The sequence below is a fragment of the Achromobacter sp. T5-5 genome, from assembly GCF_055397965.1.
Map to the genome: position 1 here is coordinate 3952457 of NZ_AP027919.1, position 17849 is coordinate 3970305.

Annotated in this window: 12 protein-coding genes; 4 read left to right on the forward strand and 8 right to left on the reverse strand. The window is 67.7% G+C overall.

Going from position 1 to position 17849, the window contains the following annotated elements; genetic code table 11:
- Positions 1–30: 30 nt before the first annotated feature.
- From ACZ50Q_RS17965 to gspD, 3 genes are all read right to left on the reverse strand, one after another.
- Positions 31–1626 carry a putative bifunctional diguanylate cyclase/phosphodiesterase gene (locus ACZ50Q_RS17965; protein ID WP_464079152.1) on the reverse strand — a complete coding sequence of 532 codons (1596 nt, stop codon included), beginning with the start codon at positions 1624–1626 and terminating at the stop codon, positions 31–33.
- A gap of 317 nt (positions 1627–1943) precedes the next feature.
- Complete coding sequence (gspE, locus tag ACZ50Q_RS17970; RefSeq protein WP_092581795.1) at positions 1944–3371, reverse strand: type II secretion system ATPase GspE; 1428 nt, start codon at positions 3369–3371, stop codon at positions 1944–1946.
- Positions 3368–5731: a type II secretion system secretin GspD gene (gene gspD, locus ACZ50Q_RS17975; RefSeq protein WP_464079153.1), complete on the reverse strand. Its 2364-nt coding sequence runs from the start codon at positions 5729–5731 to the stop codon at positions 3368–3370. The genes gspE and gspD overlap by 4 nt, the downstream gene beginning before the upstream one ends.
- A gap of 176 nt (positions 5732–5907) precedes the next feature.
- Here gspD and gspF point away from each other — a divergent pair, with 176 nt between their 5' ends.
- Positions 5908–7113: a type II secretion system inner membrane protein GspF gene (gene gspF, locus ACZ50Q_RS17980; RefSeq protein ID WP_092581793.1), complete on the forward strand. Its 1206-nt coding sequence runs from the start codon at positions 5908–5910 to the stop codon at positions 7111–7113.
- A gap of 42 nt (positions 7114–7155) precedes the next feature.
- Here the strand turns inward: gspF and ACZ50Q_RS17985 are convergent, their stop codons facing one another.
- The 3 genes from ACZ50Q_RS17985 to ACZ50Q_RS17995 all read right to left on the reverse strand — a co-directional run bounded on the left by ACZ50Q_RS17985 (position 7156) and on the right by ACZ50Q_RS17995 (position 11231).
- Positions 7156–7494, reverse strand: a complete 339-nt coding sequence (locus ACZ50Q_RS17985) for a P-II family nitrogen regulator (protein ID WP_006386376.1) — start codon at positions 7492–7494, stop codon at positions 7156–7158.
- A gap of 195 nt (positions 7495–7689) precedes the next feature.
- A complete protein-coding gene (locus ACZ50Q_RS17990; RefSeq protein WP_464079154.1) occupies positions 7690–9756 on the reverse strand; it encodes an NAD(+) synthase in 2067 nt (688 codons plus the stop codon).
- Between the two features lie 107 nt (positions 9757–9863).
- Positions 9864–11231 carry a mechanosensitive ion channel family protein gene (locus ACZ50Q_RS17995; RefSeq protein WP_464079155.1) on the reverse strand — a complete coding sequence of 456 codons (1368 nt, stop codon included), beginning with the start codon at positions 11229–11231 and terminating at the stop codon, positions 9864–9866.
- 137 nt (positions 11232–11368) lie between these two features.
- Here ACZ50Q_RS17995 and argH point away from each other — a divergent pair, with 137 nt between their 5' ends.
- Positions 11369–12790 (forward strand): argininosuccinate lyase, encoded by a 1422-nt coding sequence (gene argH / locus ACZ50Q_RS18000; RefSeq protein WP_092581791.1) that lies wholly within the window; start codon positions 11369–11371, stop codon positions 12788–12790.
- Positions 12791–12848: 58 nt separating this feature from the next.
- Here argH and ACZ50Q_RS18005 read toward each other — a convergent pair whose 3' ends face one another.
- The gene (locus ACZ50Q_RS18005) at positions 12849–13739 is read right to left on the reverse strand and encodes a LysR family transcriptional regulator (RefSeq protein WP_092581790.1); all 891 of its coding nucleotides are present in this window, start codon (positions 13737–13739) and stop codon (positions 12849–12851) included.
- 90 nt (positions 13740–13829) lie between these two features.
- Here ACZ50Q_RS18005 and ACZ50Q_RS18010 point away from each other — a divergent pair, with 90 nt between their 5' ends.
- On the forward strand, positions 13830–14267 hold the full coding sequence (locus ACZ50Q_RS18010) for a GFA family protein (RefSeq protein WP_464079156.1): 438 nt from the start codon (positions 13830–13832) through the stop codon (positions 14265–14267).
- A gap of 70 nt (positions 14268–14337) precedes the next feature.
- Positions 14338–16344, forward strand: coding sequence for a PEP/pyruvate-binding domain-containing protein (locus tag ACZ50Q_RS18015; protein WP_464079157.1), 2007 nt, complete (start codon positions 14338–14340; stop codon positions 16342–16344).
- A gap of 99 nt (positions 16345–16443) precedes the next feature.
- Here ACZ50Q_RS18015 and lpdA read toward each other — a convergent pair whose 3' ends face one another.
- Positions 16444–17847: a dihydrolipoyl dehydrogenase gene (lpdA, locus tag ACZ50Q_RS18020; protein WP_464079158.1), complete on the reverse strand. Its 1404-nt coding sequence runs from the start codon at positions 17845–17847 to the stop codon at positions 16444–16446.
- Between the last annotated feature and the right edge of the window lie 2 nt (positions 17848–17849).

Here is a 17849-nt window from a genome sequence, read left to right on the forward strand (position 1 = left end):
GCGGGACAGCCTCACTACCGTTCTCTGCCGTCACGCTTGTCGCACAAACTCCACGAAAGCCTCTGCGCTCAACGGGCGGCTAACCAGATAACCCTGAATGGAGTCGCAGCCGGCGTCCTTTAACTCGTCGGCCTGATGTTGGTGCTCGACACCTTCGGCGATCGTTTTCATGCCCAGCGAACGAGCAAGACCAACGACGCCTCGAATTACCGCCGAGGCCTTCTCCGACGCCGCCAGCCCGCGGACAAAGGACCTGTCGATCTTGAGCGTGTCGATAGGCAGTCGGACTAAATAGCTCAAACTTGAGTATCCCGCACCGAAGTCGTCGAGCGACGTGGATAGCCCGGCGCGTTTCAGGGTGGCGAGGACTGACGTCGCCCTATCTATATCGCTTACCAGGCAGTCTTCCGTGATTTCCACATCGAGCATCGCGGCGGAGATGTCGTGTTTACTGACGGCAGAGTGAATCCGATCCACGAGCCCCATATCGAGAAGTTGCCGAGCCGATAGGTTCAGGCTGATACGCGGTACGGCGACGCCCATCCGTTGCCATGAGGCGATCTGCAGGCAAACCGCATTGAGCAGCCATTCGACCAGCGCGCCTTCATAGGGCGACTCAAGCAGCAGAGCCAGGAATGCGTCAGGTGTCAGCAGGCCCCGGTCGGGATGACGCCAGCGAAGAAGCGCCTCAGCACCGATCAGGGAGGCATCCGCGAGTGATATCTGGGGCTGGAAATGGAGCTCGAACTGGTTCTGCGCAAACGCCGCACGGAGGTCGGAGCGCAACGCGACACGGTTGCGCACGCCCCTGTCCAGGATCACGTCATACGTACGTACTTGAAGCCCGCCAGCAGACTTGGCTGCGTACATGGCCGTATCGGCCTGACTCAGCAGTGTCTCGGCGGTTTCGGGGTCTTCTCCCATTAGCGCAATACCAATGCTGGCGGACAGAGAGATCGCTCGGCCGCAAATTTCAAACGGCATCGCAAGCGCGTTGAGCACCGCAGATGCGCACGCTTCCACCGCGCTTTTTGTGGTGTTGCGCAACAGCAGAACAAACTCGTCGCCGCCGACGCGGGCTGCAAAAAAGGCAGGCCCGAGACTTGCCTTCAGCCTTACCGCGAAACTACGCAGCAGTTCGTCACCGGCAACATGGCCGAACGCGTCATTGACTTCCTTGAGATGGTCCAAGTCGATAAACAGCACCGCGACAGAGACGCCATCCGGCCCGCTTGGCAAGGCAGCGTCTGCTACTGCACGAGACAGCGCTTCCATGCAACTGCGTCGATTCGCCAACCCCGTCAGATAATCGTGACTCGCTTCAAACGCTAACTGGGCGGCGTGCTCGTGTTCGCGCGTGACGTCGCGAAAAAGTACCGTAATGCCTTCATCGTGGCGAAATGAGCGGGCTTCAAACCAAGTTCGAAGCGGGGCGTAATAGCCTGTGTGGCAGCCGGGACGCCCTGTCGCCGCTGTGTGCCGGTAGATTTGGTAGTAGCCGGAGTTCACCAAGTCCGGGTAACACTGCCAGATTTCGCGTCCGAGGAGGTTTTTCCGCGCCTGCTGCAAATACCGCTCGGCGGTATTGTTGAGATACGTGAAGCGCCAAGACTTGTCTAGCGACATGAATCCGTCGCTAAGGCTGTCAAGCATTTCCGCCAGATGAGCCGGTGCAGGCTGGTGGGCCTCAGCAGCCCGTGGATGGTGCGTATGTCGAGCCATTTTTCGGACCTATGTCCCCGTGCACTTTAGAGCCGTTGTCGGCCCGCAAACGGTGGTTCCGAATATTCTAACGGCCTGTGCTGCCCCTGTAGAACAAGGGGCAGGCCATACAAATTGCAATTGTTCATGATTTCGAAACTGCGGTGTCGCGGGCATGATGAGCGTGACGGAGACCGGCGCCTTGAGCGCCGACGTCGGCCGCCCCGCTGACGCCATGCGCCCTACGCGTCCCGCGTCACCCTCAGAATTTCCTCCGGCGAGGTCTGCCCGCCATCCACCCAGCGCTGCCCGTCCTCGCGCATGCTCCGCATGCCCGACGCAGCCGCAGCCCGGCGCAGTTCGCGCTCATCACGCCCTTCGTGGATCAGCCGGCGCGCCTCGTCATCCACCGTGAACAACTCATGGATGCCCGAGCGGCCGCTGTAGCCGGTGTGGTTGCATGCCTCGCAGCCCACGGGATGGAACACCTGCACGCCGTCCAGCATCGACGGCGCCTTGCAGGCCGGGCACAGTTTGCGCACCAGGCGCTGTGCCAGCACGCCCAGCAAGGACGAGGCCAGCAGGAAGGGTTCGACGCCCATGTCCGTCAGGCGCGTGACCGCGGACACCGAATCGTTGGTGTGCAGCGTGGCGAGGACCAGGTGGCCGGTCAGCGACGCCTGCACCGCGATCTGCGCGGTTTCCAGGTCGCGGATTTCGCCGATCATGATCACGTCCGGGTCCTGGCGCAGGATGGCGCGCAGGGCCAGCGCGAAGCTCATGTCGATCTTGGCGTTGACCTGCGTCTGGCTGATGCCGGGCAGGTCGTATTCGATGGGGTCTTCCACGGTGAGGATGTTGCTGGTGGAGGCATCCAGGCGGCTCAGCGCCGCGTACAGCGTGGTGGTCTTGCCGCTGCCGGTGGGCCCGGTCACCAGCACGATGCCATGCGGCTGGCGGATCAGGCGATCCAGCCGTTCCAGCACGCCGGGGCTCATGCCCAGCTTTTCCAGCTGCAGGCGGCCGGCCTCCTTGTCCAGCAGGCGCAGCACGGCGCGCTCGCCATGACCGGTTGGCAAGGTGGACACGCGCACGTCGATGGGTCGACCGCCCACGCGCAGCGCGATGCGGCCGTCCTGCGGCAGGCGCTTTTCGGCGATATCCAGGTGCGCCATGATCTTGATGCGCGAGATCAGCGCCGCATGCAGCGCCTTGCGCGGGGACACCACGTCGCGCAGCGTGCCGTCCACGCGGTAGCGCACCACGGAATGGGTTTCGAAGGGTTCGATGTGGATGTCGCTGGCGCCGTCGCGCGCGGCCTGGGCGAAGAGCGCATTGATCATGCGGATCACGGGCGCGTCGTCCTGGGCCTCCAGCAGGTCCGCCACCTCGGGCATGTCCTGCAGCAGCCGGTCCAGGTCGATTTCGTTTTCGGCCACGCCCATCACCGACGCGGCATCCTCCGAATGGCTGTAGGCCGCGGTCAGCAGCGTTTCGAGTTGCTCGTCGTCGACCTGCGCGAGCGCGATGTCGCCGTGGCACCGGCGGATCTCGCGCACGGCCCAGTCGGGCGTGCGCGGGCTGACCGTCAACTGTGCCTGCCCGCCGCGCAGCGACAGCACCGCGCGCTGCGCGCGGGCCCAGGCATAGGGCAACGGGTGGGCGCTCATCGCAGTTTCTCGGGGTCCACCGCCACCGTCATCATCACGGGATGCGGCGCGCGGATGGGCTGCTGCGCGGGCGCGGGCGCCATGCCGGGATACTGGCGCACGGCAAAGGTCTCCACCGTCGTGGGCGGAGGGCGGCGCAGCGTCGCCGCCTGCTGTTCGGGCCGCAAGTCATAGGCGTTGTTGGACACCGACGGGGCCGATCCCGGCAGCGGCAGCATGGGCGCCTGCATGTCCGGCAACGCCCAATGCTCGCGCGGCTGCACCACGCCCTGCGCGCGGCGCATGTAATCGTAGCGGTCCATGGTGACGCTGGCGCTGCGGTTCGCGTCGCGCACGACGTAGGGGCGCAGGAACACCATCAAGTTGGTCTTGGTGCGCTTGCGGGTGTCGTAGCGGAACAGCGAGCCGATCACGGGCAGCGAGCCCAGGCCGGGCACGCTGTTGGAGGTGAGCGTCACGTTGTCTTCCAGCAGGCCGCCAAGCACGATGATCTGGCCGTCGTCGATCAGCACGCTGGTGTCGATGGCGCGCTTGTTGGTGACGATGCCGGTGGTGGAATTCGAGCGGCTTTCGTCGATGCTGCTGACTTCCTGGTAGATGTCGAGCTTGACCGCCCCGCCCTCGGAAATCTGCGGACGGATGTTCAGCTTCAGGCCGACGTCCTCGCGTTCGATGGTCTGGAACGGGTTGGAGCTGCCGTTGCTGCCCGAGGTCACGTACTGCCCGGTCACGAACGGCACGGTCTTGCCGACCAGGATGCTGGCCGACTGGTTGTCCAGGGTCAGCAGGTTGGGCGTGGACAGGATGTTGGCTTCGCCCGTGTTCTGCATGGCGCGCGCCAGCACGCCCAGGTTGATGACCTCGTTGCCCAGCACGTCCACCGTGCCCTTGACCACGCCCAGGCTCAGGCCGCCGCCCAGCGCGTCGATCGAGGTCGGTCCGTTGCCGGTAATGCCGCTGCCGCCCAGGTTGGTGCCGCCGACGAAGCTGGTGCCATTGCCGTTGAGGCTGCCCGCGCCCGTCATCCACTGGATGCCGAACTCGGCGGCCTTTTCTTCGCTGACCTCCACGATCAGGCTTTCGACCAGCACCTGCGCCCGGCGCTGGTCGAGCTGGTCGATCACTTCGCGCAGGCTGCGGTACAGCGGTTCGGGCGCGGAGATGATGAGCGAATTGGTCGACGGGTCGGCCTGGATGGTGGCGCCGCCCGCGGAGTACGACACCGCCTGCGAGGAATTGTCTTCGCGCGCGATGCGCTCCTGTTCGCCGGACAGGCCACCGCTCGACGACCCCGACGAACTGGACATGCCCAGCCCGGCCTTGTTGCTGGTGCTGTTGGCGGTGTTCTGCGTGCGCGCGCCGCCTTGCGTCGTGCCGCTGCTGCTTGCGCCCGGCGCCGCGCCGGGCGCGGAATTGGCCTGGCCCGTCAGCAGCCCGCCCAGCACCTCGGCGATGCGCGTGGCCTGCGCGTTGCGCATGTAGACCACGTGCAGATTGCCGGCGCGGTTCTGCTGTGCGTCCAGCTTTTGGATCAGGTCGCGGGCCAGGCGCGTGCGCGCGGGGCTGCCCGACCGCACCAGCACGCTGTTGCTGCGCGGGTCGGCGACGACTGCGATGCGCTGGGTCGGATCGCTGCTCTGCGTGTCGAGCAACTGCGAGGCCAGGATGGCGATGTCGGTCGCGATCCCGGACTGCACCGGCACCACGTCCGTGTCCATCGAACTGGGCACGTCGATGCGCGCGATGACGGCCGCGATGCGCTCCAGGTTGTCCGCATAGTCCGTGACGACCAGCGTGTTGTTGCCGGGATAGGCGTTGATTGGATTGTTGGGCGGCACCATGGGGCGCAGCACCGGCACGAGATTCGCGGCGTTTTCGTACTTGAGCGGGAACACGCGCGTCAGCATCTCGCCGCTGTTGCCGCCGCCATTTTTGGCGAAGGCCGACACCGGCACGGGCGCCCTGCTCGCGGCCGTCGCGCCGGATGCGGGCCTGGCCCCGCCCACCACCGCGCTGCCTTGCAGTTTGGCGTCGGCTTCGGGCACCACGCGCGTCACGCCGTCCACGTCGACGATCGCAAAGCCCTGCAGCCGCAGCGCCCCCGTCAGCATGGACAGCGCCTGCGCGCTATCGACGGGACGGTCCGAGACGAGCGTGAGCTTGCCCTTGACGCGAGGATCCACCAGGAAGTTGCGCTGCGTGAACAGGGACAGCGCACGCAGCACGGCGGGAATGTCCGTGTCGACGAAATTCAGGCTGACGCGGTTGTCCGCCTGTTGTGCGTGGGCCGTGCTGGCGGCCGGTCCGAGTTGGGTTGCGGCAAGCAGGAATGCAAGACTGAAACGCGCGATGTGACGCATGACGAGATAGGTGCCCGAGACGTGAAGTCGTATGAAAAAACGTGAAAGCGCGTCGGAGTATACGGGGTGTGACTGCAACATCCCGGTCATATTTCCAAGGCAAGGTAACGCCCTGGAAACCCTTTAAATTCGGGGCTCCTGGCGATTTCGGCAGGTGCTTCCGCTTTATTACAGTCATGCCTTCCTTCCGTTATGAAGCCACCGACGCGCTCGGGAAAATCGTGCGCGGCACGATCGACGCCGACTCCGAGCGCGGCGCCAGAAACCAGTTGCGTGGACGGGGCCTGCTGCCGCTGTCGACCTCGCTGGCGGCGCGTGCCGAAGGCATGGGCGCGGCCCTGCGCACGCGCCTGTCGGATGCGGACCTCGCGTGGCTGACGCGCCAGCTTGCCAGCCTGCTCGCCGCGCGCCTGCCGCTGGATGCCGCGCTCAGCGCCACGCTGGAACAGGCCGAAAAAAAGCACATCGCGGCCACACTGGGCGGCGTGCGCGACGACGTGCGCGCCGGCCACCGGCTGTCCGCCGCGCTGGCCTCGCGGCCGCGCGACTTTCCCGAGATCTATCGCGCGCTGATCGGCGCGGGCGAGGAATCGGGCGACCTCGCGCAGGTGATGGAAAAGCTGGCGGACTACATCGAGGAACGCAACACCTTGCGCAGCAAGGTCATGACCGCGTTCATCTATCCGGCGGTGGTGGCGAGCGTCTCGGTGATCATCGTCATCTTCCTGCTGGGCTATGTCGTGCCGCAGGTGGTGTCGGCGTTCAGCCAGGCCAAGCAGGAACTGCCGATGCTGACGCAGATCATGCTGGGGCTGTCGGACTATGTGCGCGAATGGGGCGCGGTGACGGGCGCAGGCGTGGTGGCGGCGATTGCGCTGTGGCGCTACACGCTGCGCGCGCCGGCCGCGCGCCGGGCCTGGCATGCGCGCGTGCTGCGGCTGCCGCTGGCCGGACGCTTTGTGCTGGGCGTGAACGCCGCGCGCTTTGCGTCCACGCTGGCCATCCTGTGCGGCAGCGGCGTGGCGCTGCTGACCGCCCTGGAGGCGGCGCGCCGCACGCTCGGCAACGACGTGCTGCGCCTGGCGGTGGACGAGGCCGCGGCCCGCGTGCGCGAAGGCGCGGCGCTATCGGCGTCGCTGGGCGCGCAAAAGGTCTTTCCGTCGCTGCTGGTGCACCTGATCGCCAGCGGCGAAAAGACCGGGCGCCTGCCCGAGCTGCTGGACCGGGGCGCGCAGAACCTCTCGCGCGACCTGGAGCGGCGCGCGATGGCCATGACGGCCCTCTTGGAGCCGGCGCTGATATTGCTGATGGGGGGATTCGTCCTGCTGATCGTGCTGGCCGTGATGATGCCGATCCTGGAGATGAACCAGTTGATCAGGTAGGCGCGCGGGCCGCGTTGGACGGCGGCCCGCGAAAAGCGAGGATCAGAGCGCCTCTTCGTCGCTCTCGCCGGTGCGGATGCGGATGGCCTGTTCAACCGGCGTCACGAAGATCTTGCCGTCGCCGATCTTGCCGGTGCGGGCGGCCTTGACGACGGCCTCGATGGCGGCTTCGACCTGGTCATCGGGCAGGACCACTTCGACGCGGATCTTGGGCAGGAAGTCCACGACGTATTCCGCGCCGCGATAGAGTTCGGTGTGGCCCTTCTGGCGGCCGAAACCCTTGACTTCGGTGACCGTCAGGCCGCTGACGCCGACTTCCGCCAGCGCCTCGCGGACTTCGTCGAGCTTGAAGGGTTTGATGATGGCGGTGACTTGTTTCACGTTGGTCGTCCTGGGTTTTTAATGTGTTGCGTCGCCCTGCCGCGCCGCCCGCAATCCTGCCGGACGGGCGCCGGGCGCAATGGATAAGAGAATAACACCGCACAGCGGCGGACGCGGCTACGGGGAAACGCGCGCCAGGCCTGCCTGCGGCGCGCATTCACGCGGCCGCCCCAACTTGGTGCGCGGCGCCGCCGGTCAGGTGTTGGGCGCCTCGTCGGGAATGCCGTCGGCCTCGCGCATCCACACCACCGATTCCGAATCGCTGGGCGCGCGCCAGTCGCCGCGCGGCGAGAGCGAGCCGCCCGAACCGACCTTGGGCGCGTTGGGGATGCAGGTGCGCTTGAACTGGCTGAGGCGGAAGAACTTGTCCAGGAAGATCTTCAGGTTGCGCTTGATGGCAGCCAGGTCGTACTGGTTGCGGGCGACGTGGCCGCCCTCGGGCCAGGCGCCGGCCTCGCGGTCGCGCCACGCCGTCCAGGACAGGAAGGCGACCTTGCTCGGCGCAAAGCCATAGCGCAGCGTGTAGTACAGGTTGAAGTCCTGCAGTTCGTACGGGCCGATGGAGGCCTCGCTTTTCTGCTCGGGCTTGTCGTCCGCCCCGCCGGGCACGAGTTCCGGGCTGACGTCCGTGCCCAGCACGTCCAGCAGCACCTGCGCGCCGTCGTCGCCCAGGCGGCCGGATTCGGCCACCCAGCGCACCAGATGCGTGATCAGCGTCTTGGGCACGCTGGCGTTGACGCTGTAGTGCGACATGTGATCGCCCACGCCGTACGTGCACCAACCCAGTGCAAGCTCGCTGAGGTCGCCGGTGCCGATGACGATGGCGTTGCTGAAGTTGGCCAGGCGGAACAGATGGTTGGTGCGCTCGCCGGCCTGCACGTTTTCAAAAGTGATGTCGTAGACCGGCTCGCCGTCCGCATAGGGATGGCCCAGGTCCTTGAGCATCTGCAGGCAGCTCGGCCGGATGTCGATTTCGGACGCGGTGCAGCCCACCACCGCCATCAGGCGGCGCGCCTGCTGCAAGGTGCGGGTGCTGGTGGCAAAGCCCGGCATCGTGACCGCCAGGATGTTGGAACGCGGCAGGTCCAGGGCGTCCATGGCCTTGGCGCAGACCAGCAGCGCGTGCGTGGAATCGAGCCCGCCCGAGATGCCGATGACCACCTTCTTCATGCCGCTGGCCGACAGGCGCTGCGCCAGCGCCTGCACCTGGATGTTGTAGACCTCTTTGCAGCGCGCATCGCGGCGCTGCGGATCGGCCGGCACATACGGAAAGCGCGCCACGCGCCGCTCCAGCGGCAGCTCGGCGTCTTCCAGCGGGGGATTCACCGGCACCGCCACGCGGCGGAACCGGCGCACCTCGTCCTGGTGACGGCGCACGGATTGGCCGAAGGTGCTCTGGCGCATGCGCTCGCGCGACAGGCGTTCCAGGTCCACGTCCGAGAACAGCAGATGGGAGTGACTCAGGAAGCGTTCGGATTCGGCCAGCAGCTCGCCGTTTTCGTAGATGAGGGCCTGGCCGTCCCAGGCCAGGTCGGTCGACGATTCGCCCCGACCGGCCGACGTGTACATGTAGGCCGACAGGCAGCGCGCCGACTGCTGCGACACGAGCTGGTGGCGGTATTCGGCCTTGCCGACGACGATATTGGAGGCGGACAGGTTGACCAGCACCGTGGCCCCCGCCAGCGCGGCATAGGACGACGGGGGAATCGGCACCCAGACGTCTTCGCAGATTTCGACGTGGAACTGAAACAGCGGCAGCTTTTCCATCTGGAACAGCAGCTCCGCGCCGAAGGGCACGGTCTGGCCCAGCAGGGTGATCTCGGGATCGATGGCGCAATCGGCGGCGCTGAACTGGCGGGCTTCGTAGAACTCGCCGTAATTGGGCAGGTAGGTCTTGGGCACCACGCCCAGGATGCGCCCGCCCGCCGCGACCACGGCGCAGTTGAACAACTGGTGGGACACGCGCAGCGGCGCTCCCACGATGAGGGCGATGTCCAGTTCGGCCGTGGCCTCGACCACGCGGGCCAGCGCGGCCTCGCAGGCGTCCAGCAGGGCCTTCTGGTGAAAGAGGTCGTCGCAGGTGTAGGCCGACAGGCCCAGCTCGGGGAAGGCCGCCAGCACCGCGCCGCCCTGGGCGGCCTGCTGCGCCAGCGCGATGGTCTGCGCGGCGTTGAACGCGGGATCGGCGACCCGGCACTCGGGCACGCCGACCGCGACCCGGGCGAAGCCGTGGGAATACAGGTTGAAGAACGGGTTCGACATCGGGTTTTCGCCTGGGGGTTCGCGGGGTGTTTGCCTGGTGTTAAGAGGCCCTGGAATCAACCGCCGGATTATCTCACGGGCTCCGGAACGCGGCCTTGCCTGCCGGCCTAGCGCGGCATCTTGCTGTCGGTCAGGCCCCGCTCGAACGGCAGCGCCGGGTCGCCGTCCACGACGTGGCCTTGCCTGTCGCGCTCGGCCGTCAGCGCGGCCTGGATGGCGCTGTCGCGCAGGTAGCTGCCCATCGCGCCGATGTCCGCCCCGGACGGCTGCTGGTACAGGCGCAGGCCCAGCTCCGGCAGGATCGCGAGCAGGTGGTCGAAGACGTCGCCCTGGATGCGTTCGTACTCGACCCACGCGGTTACGGCGGTAAAGCAATAGACCTCGACCGGAATGCCCTCGGAGGTGGGCTCCATCATGCGCACCATCATCGCCATATCCTGGCGGATCTCCGGGTTCTGCTTCAGAAAGGCCAGCGCGTAGGCGCGCAGGGTGCCGATGTTGGTCAGGCGGCGCCGGTTGGCCGGCACGCTGGCCAGCTCGCCCAAGGTCTGGTTGGCCTGCACGATGTCCTGCGTCTTGGTCTGCAGGTAATCGTGCAGCAGCCGGAACTTCATCAGGCGCTGCGCCTCGTCGTCGGTCAGGAAGCGCACGCTGGCGGCGTCGATGCGGATGGTGCGCTTGATGCGCCGGCCGCCCGATTCGAACATGTGGCGGTAGTTGCGGTAGCTTTCCGAGAACAGCTTGTAGGTCGGCACCGTGGTCACGGTGTTGTCCCAGTTCTGCACCTTCACGGTGTGCAGCGCGATGTCCTTGACGAAGCCGTCGGCGTTGCACTGCGGCATCTCGATCCAGTCGCCGATGCGCAGCATGTCGTTGCTGGTGAGCTGGGTGCTGGCCACCAGCGACAGCAGCGTGTCCTTGAACACCAGCAGCAACACCGCCGACAGCGCGCCCAGGCCGGAGATCATCCACAGCGGCGAGCGGTCGATCAGGATGGACAGCACCAGCACGGTGCAGACCGCCGCTAGGACCAGCTTGCCAATCTGGATGTAGCCCTTGATGGAGCGGGTCTGCGCGCGGGTGGTGGCCGAATAGGTGTCCTGCCAGGCGCTCAGCACCCCCGAAACCGCCACGAACACGCAGATCCAGGCGCCCGCGTGCGCCAGGCGGCCCACGATGGTGACCACGCTTTCCGCGTGGGGCACCAGGCCGATGCCCATCGACACCACCGCGAACGGCACCGCGTACCAGAGGTTCTGGTACGCGCGGCGGCGCTGCAGCGCCTTGTCCCAGTCCCCATGCCCGCTGACGACCAGCAGCCGGTGCGCCAGCAGCAGCACGACCCGGGCCACGACCCACTGCACGAACAGCGCGGCCAGGATGAGCGCGCCGATGCCGATCAGCGTCTGCGCCCAGATCTCGCGCGGCAGGTGGGCATCAAATTGGGTGACTAGCTCTTCCCATTCCAGGGGCATGGATCCGTACTCGCTTCTCAGATCATTGAAACCAAGCGGGGATTATCCGCCAACTCGCCCCGGCTGCGGGTTCCGGCCCCGCGAAACCGGGGCCGCCTGCGCCCGGTGCGCCGCGAGGCCCTATAATCCCGCCCATCATGGCAAAGACTCCCTCCCCCGATCAAAACCAGTTCGCCAACAAGGCGCAGGCCTGGTCCGCCCGGTTCTCCGAGCCGGTTTCCGAACTCGTCAAACGCTACACGGCGTCCGTGGATTTCGACAAGCGCCTGGCGCGCCACGACATCCAGGGCTCGCTCGCGCACGCGGACATGCTGGCCGCCCAGGGCATCATCGGCGCCCAGGACCTGGCCGACATCCAGCGCGGCATGACCCAGATCCTGTCCGAAATCGACGCCGGCAGCTTCCAGTGGCTGCTCGACCTCGAAGACGTCCACCTGAATATCGAAAAGCGTCTCGTGGAACTGGTGGGCGACGCGGGCAAGCGCCTGCACACCGGCCGTTCGCGCAACGACCAGGTCGCCACCGACATCCGCCTGTGGCTGCGCGACGAGATCGACACCCTGCAGGTGCTCTTGCGCCAGCTGCGCCACGCGCTGGCCACGGTGGCGCTGGAAAACGCCGCCACCATCATGCCGGGCTTCACGCACCTGCAGGTGGCCCAGCCCGTCACTTTCGGCCACCACCTGCTGGCCTACGCCGAAATGTTCGGCCGCGACGCCGAGCGCCTGGCCGACTGCCGCCGCCGCGTGAACCGCCTGCCGCTGGGCGCCGCCGCCCTGGCCGGCACGTCGTTCCCCATCGACCGCGAGCGCGTCGCCAAGACCCTGGGGTTTGAAGGCGTGTGCCGCAACTCGCTGGACGCCGTGTCCGACCGCGACTTCGCCATCGAATTCTGCGCCGCCGGCGCGCTGATCATGACGCACGTCTCGCGCCTGTCCGAAGAGCTGGTGCTCTGGATGAGCCCGCGCGTGGGCTTCATCGACCTGGCCGACCGCTTCTGCACCGGCAGCTCGATCATGCCGCAAAAGAAGAACCCCGACGTGCCCGAACTGGCCCGCGGCAAGACCGGACGCGTCAACGGCAACCTGGTCGCCCTGCTGACCCTGATGAAGGGCCAGCCGCTGGCCTACAACAAGGACAACCAGGAAGACAAGGAAGGCCTGTTCGACACGGCGGACACGCTGCGCGACACGCTCACGATCTTCGCGGACATGGCCGGCGGCATCAAGGTCAAGGCCGACAACATGCGCGCCGCCGCCTTGCAGGGCTTTGCCACCGCCACCGACCTGGCCGACTACCTGGTCAAGCGCGGCGTGCCCTTCCGCGACGCCCACGAAGTCGTGGCCCACGCCGTGCGCGACTGCGAACAGCGCGGCTGCGACCTGGCCGACCTGTCTACCGCCGAACTGACCGCCTACCACGCCAGCATCGGCGAAGACGTCCACCAAGTGCTGACCCTGGAAGGCTCGGTCGCCGCGCGCAAGCACGTGGGCGGCACCGCCCCCGAGCGCGTGGCCGAGGAAGCCCGCCGCGTGCTGGCGGAGACGGCCGAAGGCTGATTCCGTCCTTGGTGCGCGCCGCTCCTGCAAGGCCCCCTTTCCGGGGGCCTCGTTGTTTCTAGCCCGCCAAATAGGCGTCCAGCTCCCGGGCCAGCGCATCGAATACACCCGCCACCCGCTTCACCCGCCGCAGGTCTCCGTGCATGGCAATCCACACGTCGACGTCAAAGCCGATTTCCTGCTCCAGGACGGGCACCAGCCCCAACGGCCGCGCAAGCTGGCCCGGACAGACACCGAAGCCCAGCCCCGCCTTCAGGGCGGCGAACTGTGCCACGTGGTGGTCGCAGGCCACGGCAAAGGCCTGGTCGGGATCGATCACGCCGTGCTCGGCCAGCATGCGGCGGTCAGAGAGGCGACGATCCGGTCCGATCATCGGCAGACCGCGAAGCTGCGCGCGCGATTGCGGCAGCCCATAGGCGCGGATGCAGCCGGGCGCGGCGTACAGCCCCACCCGCAAGGCGCCGGTGCGCCGCGCGACCACGTTCGCTTCGCTGGGGCGCTGCAGCCTTACCGCGATGTCGGCCTCCTGCCGGGGCAAGGCCTCCAGCCGGTCCTGCACGCTCAATTCCAGCCGCACCCCGGGCATGGCCTGGCGGACCCCCAGGAGCATCGTCGGCAGCACCTCGACGCCCAGCAGTTCACTGCTGGTGACGCGCACCACCCCTTCGGCCGCGTCCGCGCCAGTCCCCGCCCGCCGGCTGAAGGCGCGAGCCGCCACATCCATGGCTTCGACGTGGTCGCTCAGTTCGCGGGCCGCGTCCGTGGGCTGCAGGCCGGCGGGCGTGCGCAGGAACAGGCTCACGCCTACACTGGCCTCCAGCTTTTCGATGCGACGGCGCGCCGTCGCCTGGGCGATGTTCAACAGCCGCGCCGCCCCGGACAGGCTGCCGCTACGCAGGACGGCAAGAAAAACGCGCTGGCTTTCCCATTCAAGAGAATCGATGCTCATACAAAACCTGCTAACGGATGGTTCATTCTGGCGGTTCCCGGCGGCCGGCATCCAGGGCATCCTGTGGCGCCCCCTTCAAGGAACCCATCCATGACCCTCACTGGCCAATGCCGCTGCGCCGCCTTGCGCTATACCGTCGAGCCGGCCGGCAAGCCGCTCGTCTACGCCTGCCACTGCCTGAACTGCCAGCGCTGGAGCGGCAGCGCCTTCGGGCTGCACATGCTGCTGTCGGAAACGGCGATGAGCATAACCGGTGCGCTAGCCGAGTACCGCCATGAACACGCCGGCCTGCAATCGCGCCAGTACCTCTGCGCGCAGTGCCATACCCGCATCTTCAACACGACGGACGCCGCGCCCGGCATGCGCGTGCTGCGCGCGGGCACGCTGGACGAGGCGGCCGCGCTGGCGCCCGTGGCGCACATCTGGACCCGCCGCAAGCACGCCTGGCTGGAAGTGCCGCCTGATGTGCCCAGCTGGCCCGAAAGCCCCTCGCCCGAGGCGTTCGCCAGCGCCGTCATGGGCCGATAGGAGCCGTCGGGCAAGGGGCAAGGGGCAAGGTCCGATATCATTGCGCCTTTACGGACCTGTCCCCAAAACCATGTCCCTCATGCGCGCGTCGCTCAAGCCCCTTGCACCGCTGTGCATGTCCCTTGCCGCCGTGTCCGCGTCTTGCCTTCTGGCGGGCGCAATCTCTCCGGTGGCCCAGGCACAGAGTGCCCGCAAGCCTTCGCCCTACGAAAACGGCCGCCCCCTGCGCCCTGACGAGGTCGAAGCGCGCAAGACCGAGGACACGCGCTGGGGCGGCCCCCGCTTCCTGGAGCAGATCCGCACCCAGGCCGAATTCCAGCAACTAGCCCGCGTCTACAACGCCGGCACCCCGCTGGAGATTCCGCACGTGCTGTTCGTGATCGACCGCCAACGCGCCAACCGCATCTATTACCTTCACACGCCGCGCTACGCGCTGCACGAGACCTTCGCGCGCGAGCGGCGACTGCTGTCCGGCGACAAGGCCGCGCTGATCGCCCAGTACAAGGCCCCGGACCGGCGCCTGCTGTTCGGCACGCTGAGCTGGCAGAACGGCCTGCCGGGCTATACCTATGAATTCTGGGAAGGCGACCTGCTGACGCCGGAACTGCTGGCGCTGACCCGCGACAAGCTGGCCGCCACCTTCTACGAGCCGCTGCGCTTCAAGAGCAATTCCACACTGCAGGAACAGACGGCGCGCAACGCCGGCATCGACTTCGTCACCCAGGAAGCGCTGCTGCGCGAACAGGCCTTCCTGCCGCTGAACACTGGACGCGCGCAAGGCCGGCTGCGCATCGTGAAGTCCGTGGACGACACGCCGGACCTGTCGCCCACCGATATCGTGGTGCTGGACGAAGTGCCCGTGGCGCTGACGCCCGTCGCGGGCCTGGTCACGCAGCGGCCATCCACCCTGCTGTCGCACGTGAACCTGCTGGCCAAAGGCTGGCGCATTCCCAATGCCTACGTGCGCGACGCGGTGGCGACCCTGCGCGAGCATGACGGGCAGTGGGTCGAGCTGACTGTCTCCAGCAACGGCTACCAGGTGCAGCGCATCGCCCAGCCCGCGGCGACCGCGCCCAAGGCGGCCGGCGCGCCGCTGCCCAAGCCCGACCTGTCGGTGCGCGCCATCAAGCCGCTGACCGGCATGACAACGCGCGACAGCCGCCATTGCGGCGTGAAGGCGGCCAACCTGGGCGCGCTGAAGGCCGTCCTGCCACCGGCGGCCAGCGTGCCCGACGGTTTTTGCATTCCGTTCGCCCAGTACGCGGCGTTCATGGACCGGTTGGACGTGCCCGCGCGCGTGGCGGCGCTGGAGCGACGCCCCGACTTCGCCAGCGACGCCAACGTGCGCCGCGCCGAACTGGCCGCCTTGCGCCAGCAGATCATCGACGCGCAGCCCGACCCGGCGCAGGCCGCCGCGTGGCGCGACCACTGGCAGACGCAGCTGCAGGGCCGCGGCGTCTTCGTGCGCAGCTCGTCCAACTCCGAAGACCTGCCCGGGTTCAGCGGCGCGGGGCTGTACACCACCGTGCCGAACGTCACGCATGCCGACGCGCTGGCGCGGGCGGTGCAGACGGTCTGGGCCTCGGTCTACAACTTCGAGGCCTACGAGGCGCGCCGCGCGGCCGGCATCGGCGCGGCCGGCGTGGTGATGGCGGTGCTGGTGCAGCAGGCGGCGGCCTCGGACAGTTCCGGCGTCATGATCACGCGCGACCCGTTCGACGCCTCGCGCCGCCACGTGACCTACCTGTCGGCCAAGCGCGGGCTGGGCATCAAGGTGGTGGAAGGCAAACGCCAGGCTGAACAGGTGATGTATTCGAGCTGGTCCAAGGCCGTGCAGGTGCTCAGCCGCTCGGCCGAAGACACGCAGTTGGTGGCCGCGTCCGGCGGCGGCGTGCGCGAAGTGCCGATCGACGGCGCCCGCCAGGTGCTGGACGACGCGCTGGTCGCACGCCTGGCCGCCGTGGGGCGGCAGGTCAAGAAGCGGCTGGGAAATGGGGACCAGGACATCGAATGGGCCGTGCAGGGGGACAAGGTCCTGATCCTGCAGGCGCGGCCCTATATCGACGGCAGCCGGTAAGGCGCGGGCGTATCGGCTGAAAAAGGCGGGGACGCGGCCGGAGAATGGCCAGCGAACCGCGATGAATGGCGCGGGCCATTGCGGCCCGCGCCTGCTGCCTCAGATATGCAGCGCGTGCCCCAGCGCCTTGAGCGCCGCTTCCTGCACGGCCTCGCCCAGCGTGGGATGCGCGTGGATGGTGCCCGCCACGTCTTCCAGCGTGGCGCCCATCTCGAGCGACTGGCCGAAGGCGGTCGACAGTTCAGACACCCCGCGCCCCACCGCCTGCCAGCCCACGATCAGGTGGTTGTCGCGCCGGGCCACCACGCGGACGAAGCCGTCGGTGGATTCCAGCGTCATGGCGCGGCCGTTGGCGGCGAAGGGGAACGAGGCGGTCAGGCAGTCCAGCCCGGCGCCTTCGGCCTCCAGCGGAGACAGTCCCGCCACGACCACTTCCGGATCGGTGAAGCACACGGCGGGAATCGCCGCGGGCTGGAAGTGGCGGCGCTTGCCGGCCACCAACTCGGCCACCATCTCGCCCTGCGCCATCGCGCGGTGCGCCAGCATGGGCTCGCCGGCAATGTCGCCGATGGCCCAGACGTCGCGCATGGACGTGCGGCACTGGTCGTCGATGCGCAGCGCGTTGCCCTTGCGGTCGAGCTGCAGGTTTTCCAGGCCCCAGCCCTGCGTGCGCGGACGGCGGCCCACCGAGATCAGCACGCGGTCGGCGGGCAGCAGGGTTTCGGCGCCGCTGGCGTCCTGCACGCGGACCGCGTTGCCCGCGCCGTTCAACCCCATCACCTTGCGTCCCAGGTGCAGCGCCACGCCCATTTTGGCCAGCGCGGCCGCCACCGGCTTGGTGAGTTCCGCGTCGTAGGTGGGCAGGATGCGGTCCTGCGCCTCGACCACGGCGACCTCGGCGCCCAGCTTGCGGTACACGGTGCCCAGCTCCAGGCCGATGTAGCCGCCGCCCACCACCACGAGCTGCTTCGGGATGCTGTCGGGCGACAACGCCTCGGTGGAGGACACCACCTTCCCGCCGAACGGCATGGACGGCAGCGGCGTGGGCTCGGAGCCCGCCGCCAGCAGCAGGTGCTCGCACTGGATGCGGATGCGGCCCGCATCGGGCGTGTCGACTTCCGCCGTCTTGCCATCCAGCAGCGTGGCCCAGCCGCGCACGACTTCCACGCCGTTCTTCTTGAGCAGCGCGCCCACGCCGCCCGTGAGCTTGCCGACGATGCCGTCCTTCCAGGCCACGGTCTTGGCGATGTCGATGCGCGGCGCGTCCACGGCGATGCCCAGGGCCGATTCGCCGGCGTAGTGGCGCGCCTTGTCGAATTCCTCGGCCGCATGGATCAGGGCCTTGGACGGGATGCAGCCGATGTTCAGGCAGGTGCCGCCCAACTGCGCGCCCTCGACCAGGATGGTCGGCACGCCAAGCTGCCCGGCGCGGATGGCGGCCACGTAGCCGCCGGGGCCGCCGCCGATCACCAGCAATGTCGTTGTCTTTGTGATCTGGCTCATGC

Bases quoted from the DNA above. Each gene is read 5' to 3' on its own strand.
- ACZ50Q_RS17965 (WP_464079152.1), bottom strand. From the start codon at position 1,626: ATGTCGCTAGACAAGTCTTGGCGCTTCACGTATCTCAACAATACCGCC.
- gspE (WP_092581795.1), bottom strand. From the start codon at position 3,371: ATGAGCGCCCACCCGTTGCCCTATGCCTGGGCCCGCGCGCAGCGCGCG.
- gspD (WP_464079153.1), bottom strand. From the start codon at position 5,731: ATGCGTCACATCGCGCGTTTCAGTCTTGCATTCCTGCTTGCCGCAACC.
- gspF (WP_092581793.1), top strand. From the start codon at position 5,908: ATGCCTTCCTTCCGTTATGAAGCCACCGACGCGCTCGGGAAAATCGTG.
- ACZ50Q_RS17990 (WP_464079154.1), bottom strand. From the start codon at position 9,756: ATGTCGAACCCGTTCTTCAACCTGTATTCCCACGGCTTCGCCCGGGTC.
- ACZ50Q_RS17995 (WP_464079155.1), bottom strand. From the start codon at position 11,231: ATGCCCCTGGAATGGGAAGAGCTAGTCACCCAATTTGATGCCCACCTG.
- argH (WP_092581791.1), top strand. From the start codon at position 11,369: ATGGCAAAGACTCCCTCCCCCGATCAAAACCAGTTCGCCAACAAGGCG.
- ACZ50Q_RS18005 (WP_092581790.1), bottom strand. From the start codon at position 13,739: ATGAGCATCGATTCTCTTGAATGGGAAAGCCAGCGCGTTTTTCTTGCC.
- ACZ50Q_RS18010 (WP_464079156.1), top strand. From the start codon at position 13,830: ATGACCCTCACTGGCCAATGCCGCTGCGCCGCCTTGCGCTATACCGTC.
- ACZ50Q_RS18015 (WP_464079157.1), top strand. From the start codon at position 14,338: ATGTCCCTCATGCGCGCGTCGCTCAAGCCCCTTGCACCGCTGTGCATG.
- lpdA (WP_464079158.1), bottom strand. From the start codon at position 17,847: ATGAGCCAGATCACAAAGACAACGACATTGCTGGTGATCGGCGGCGGC.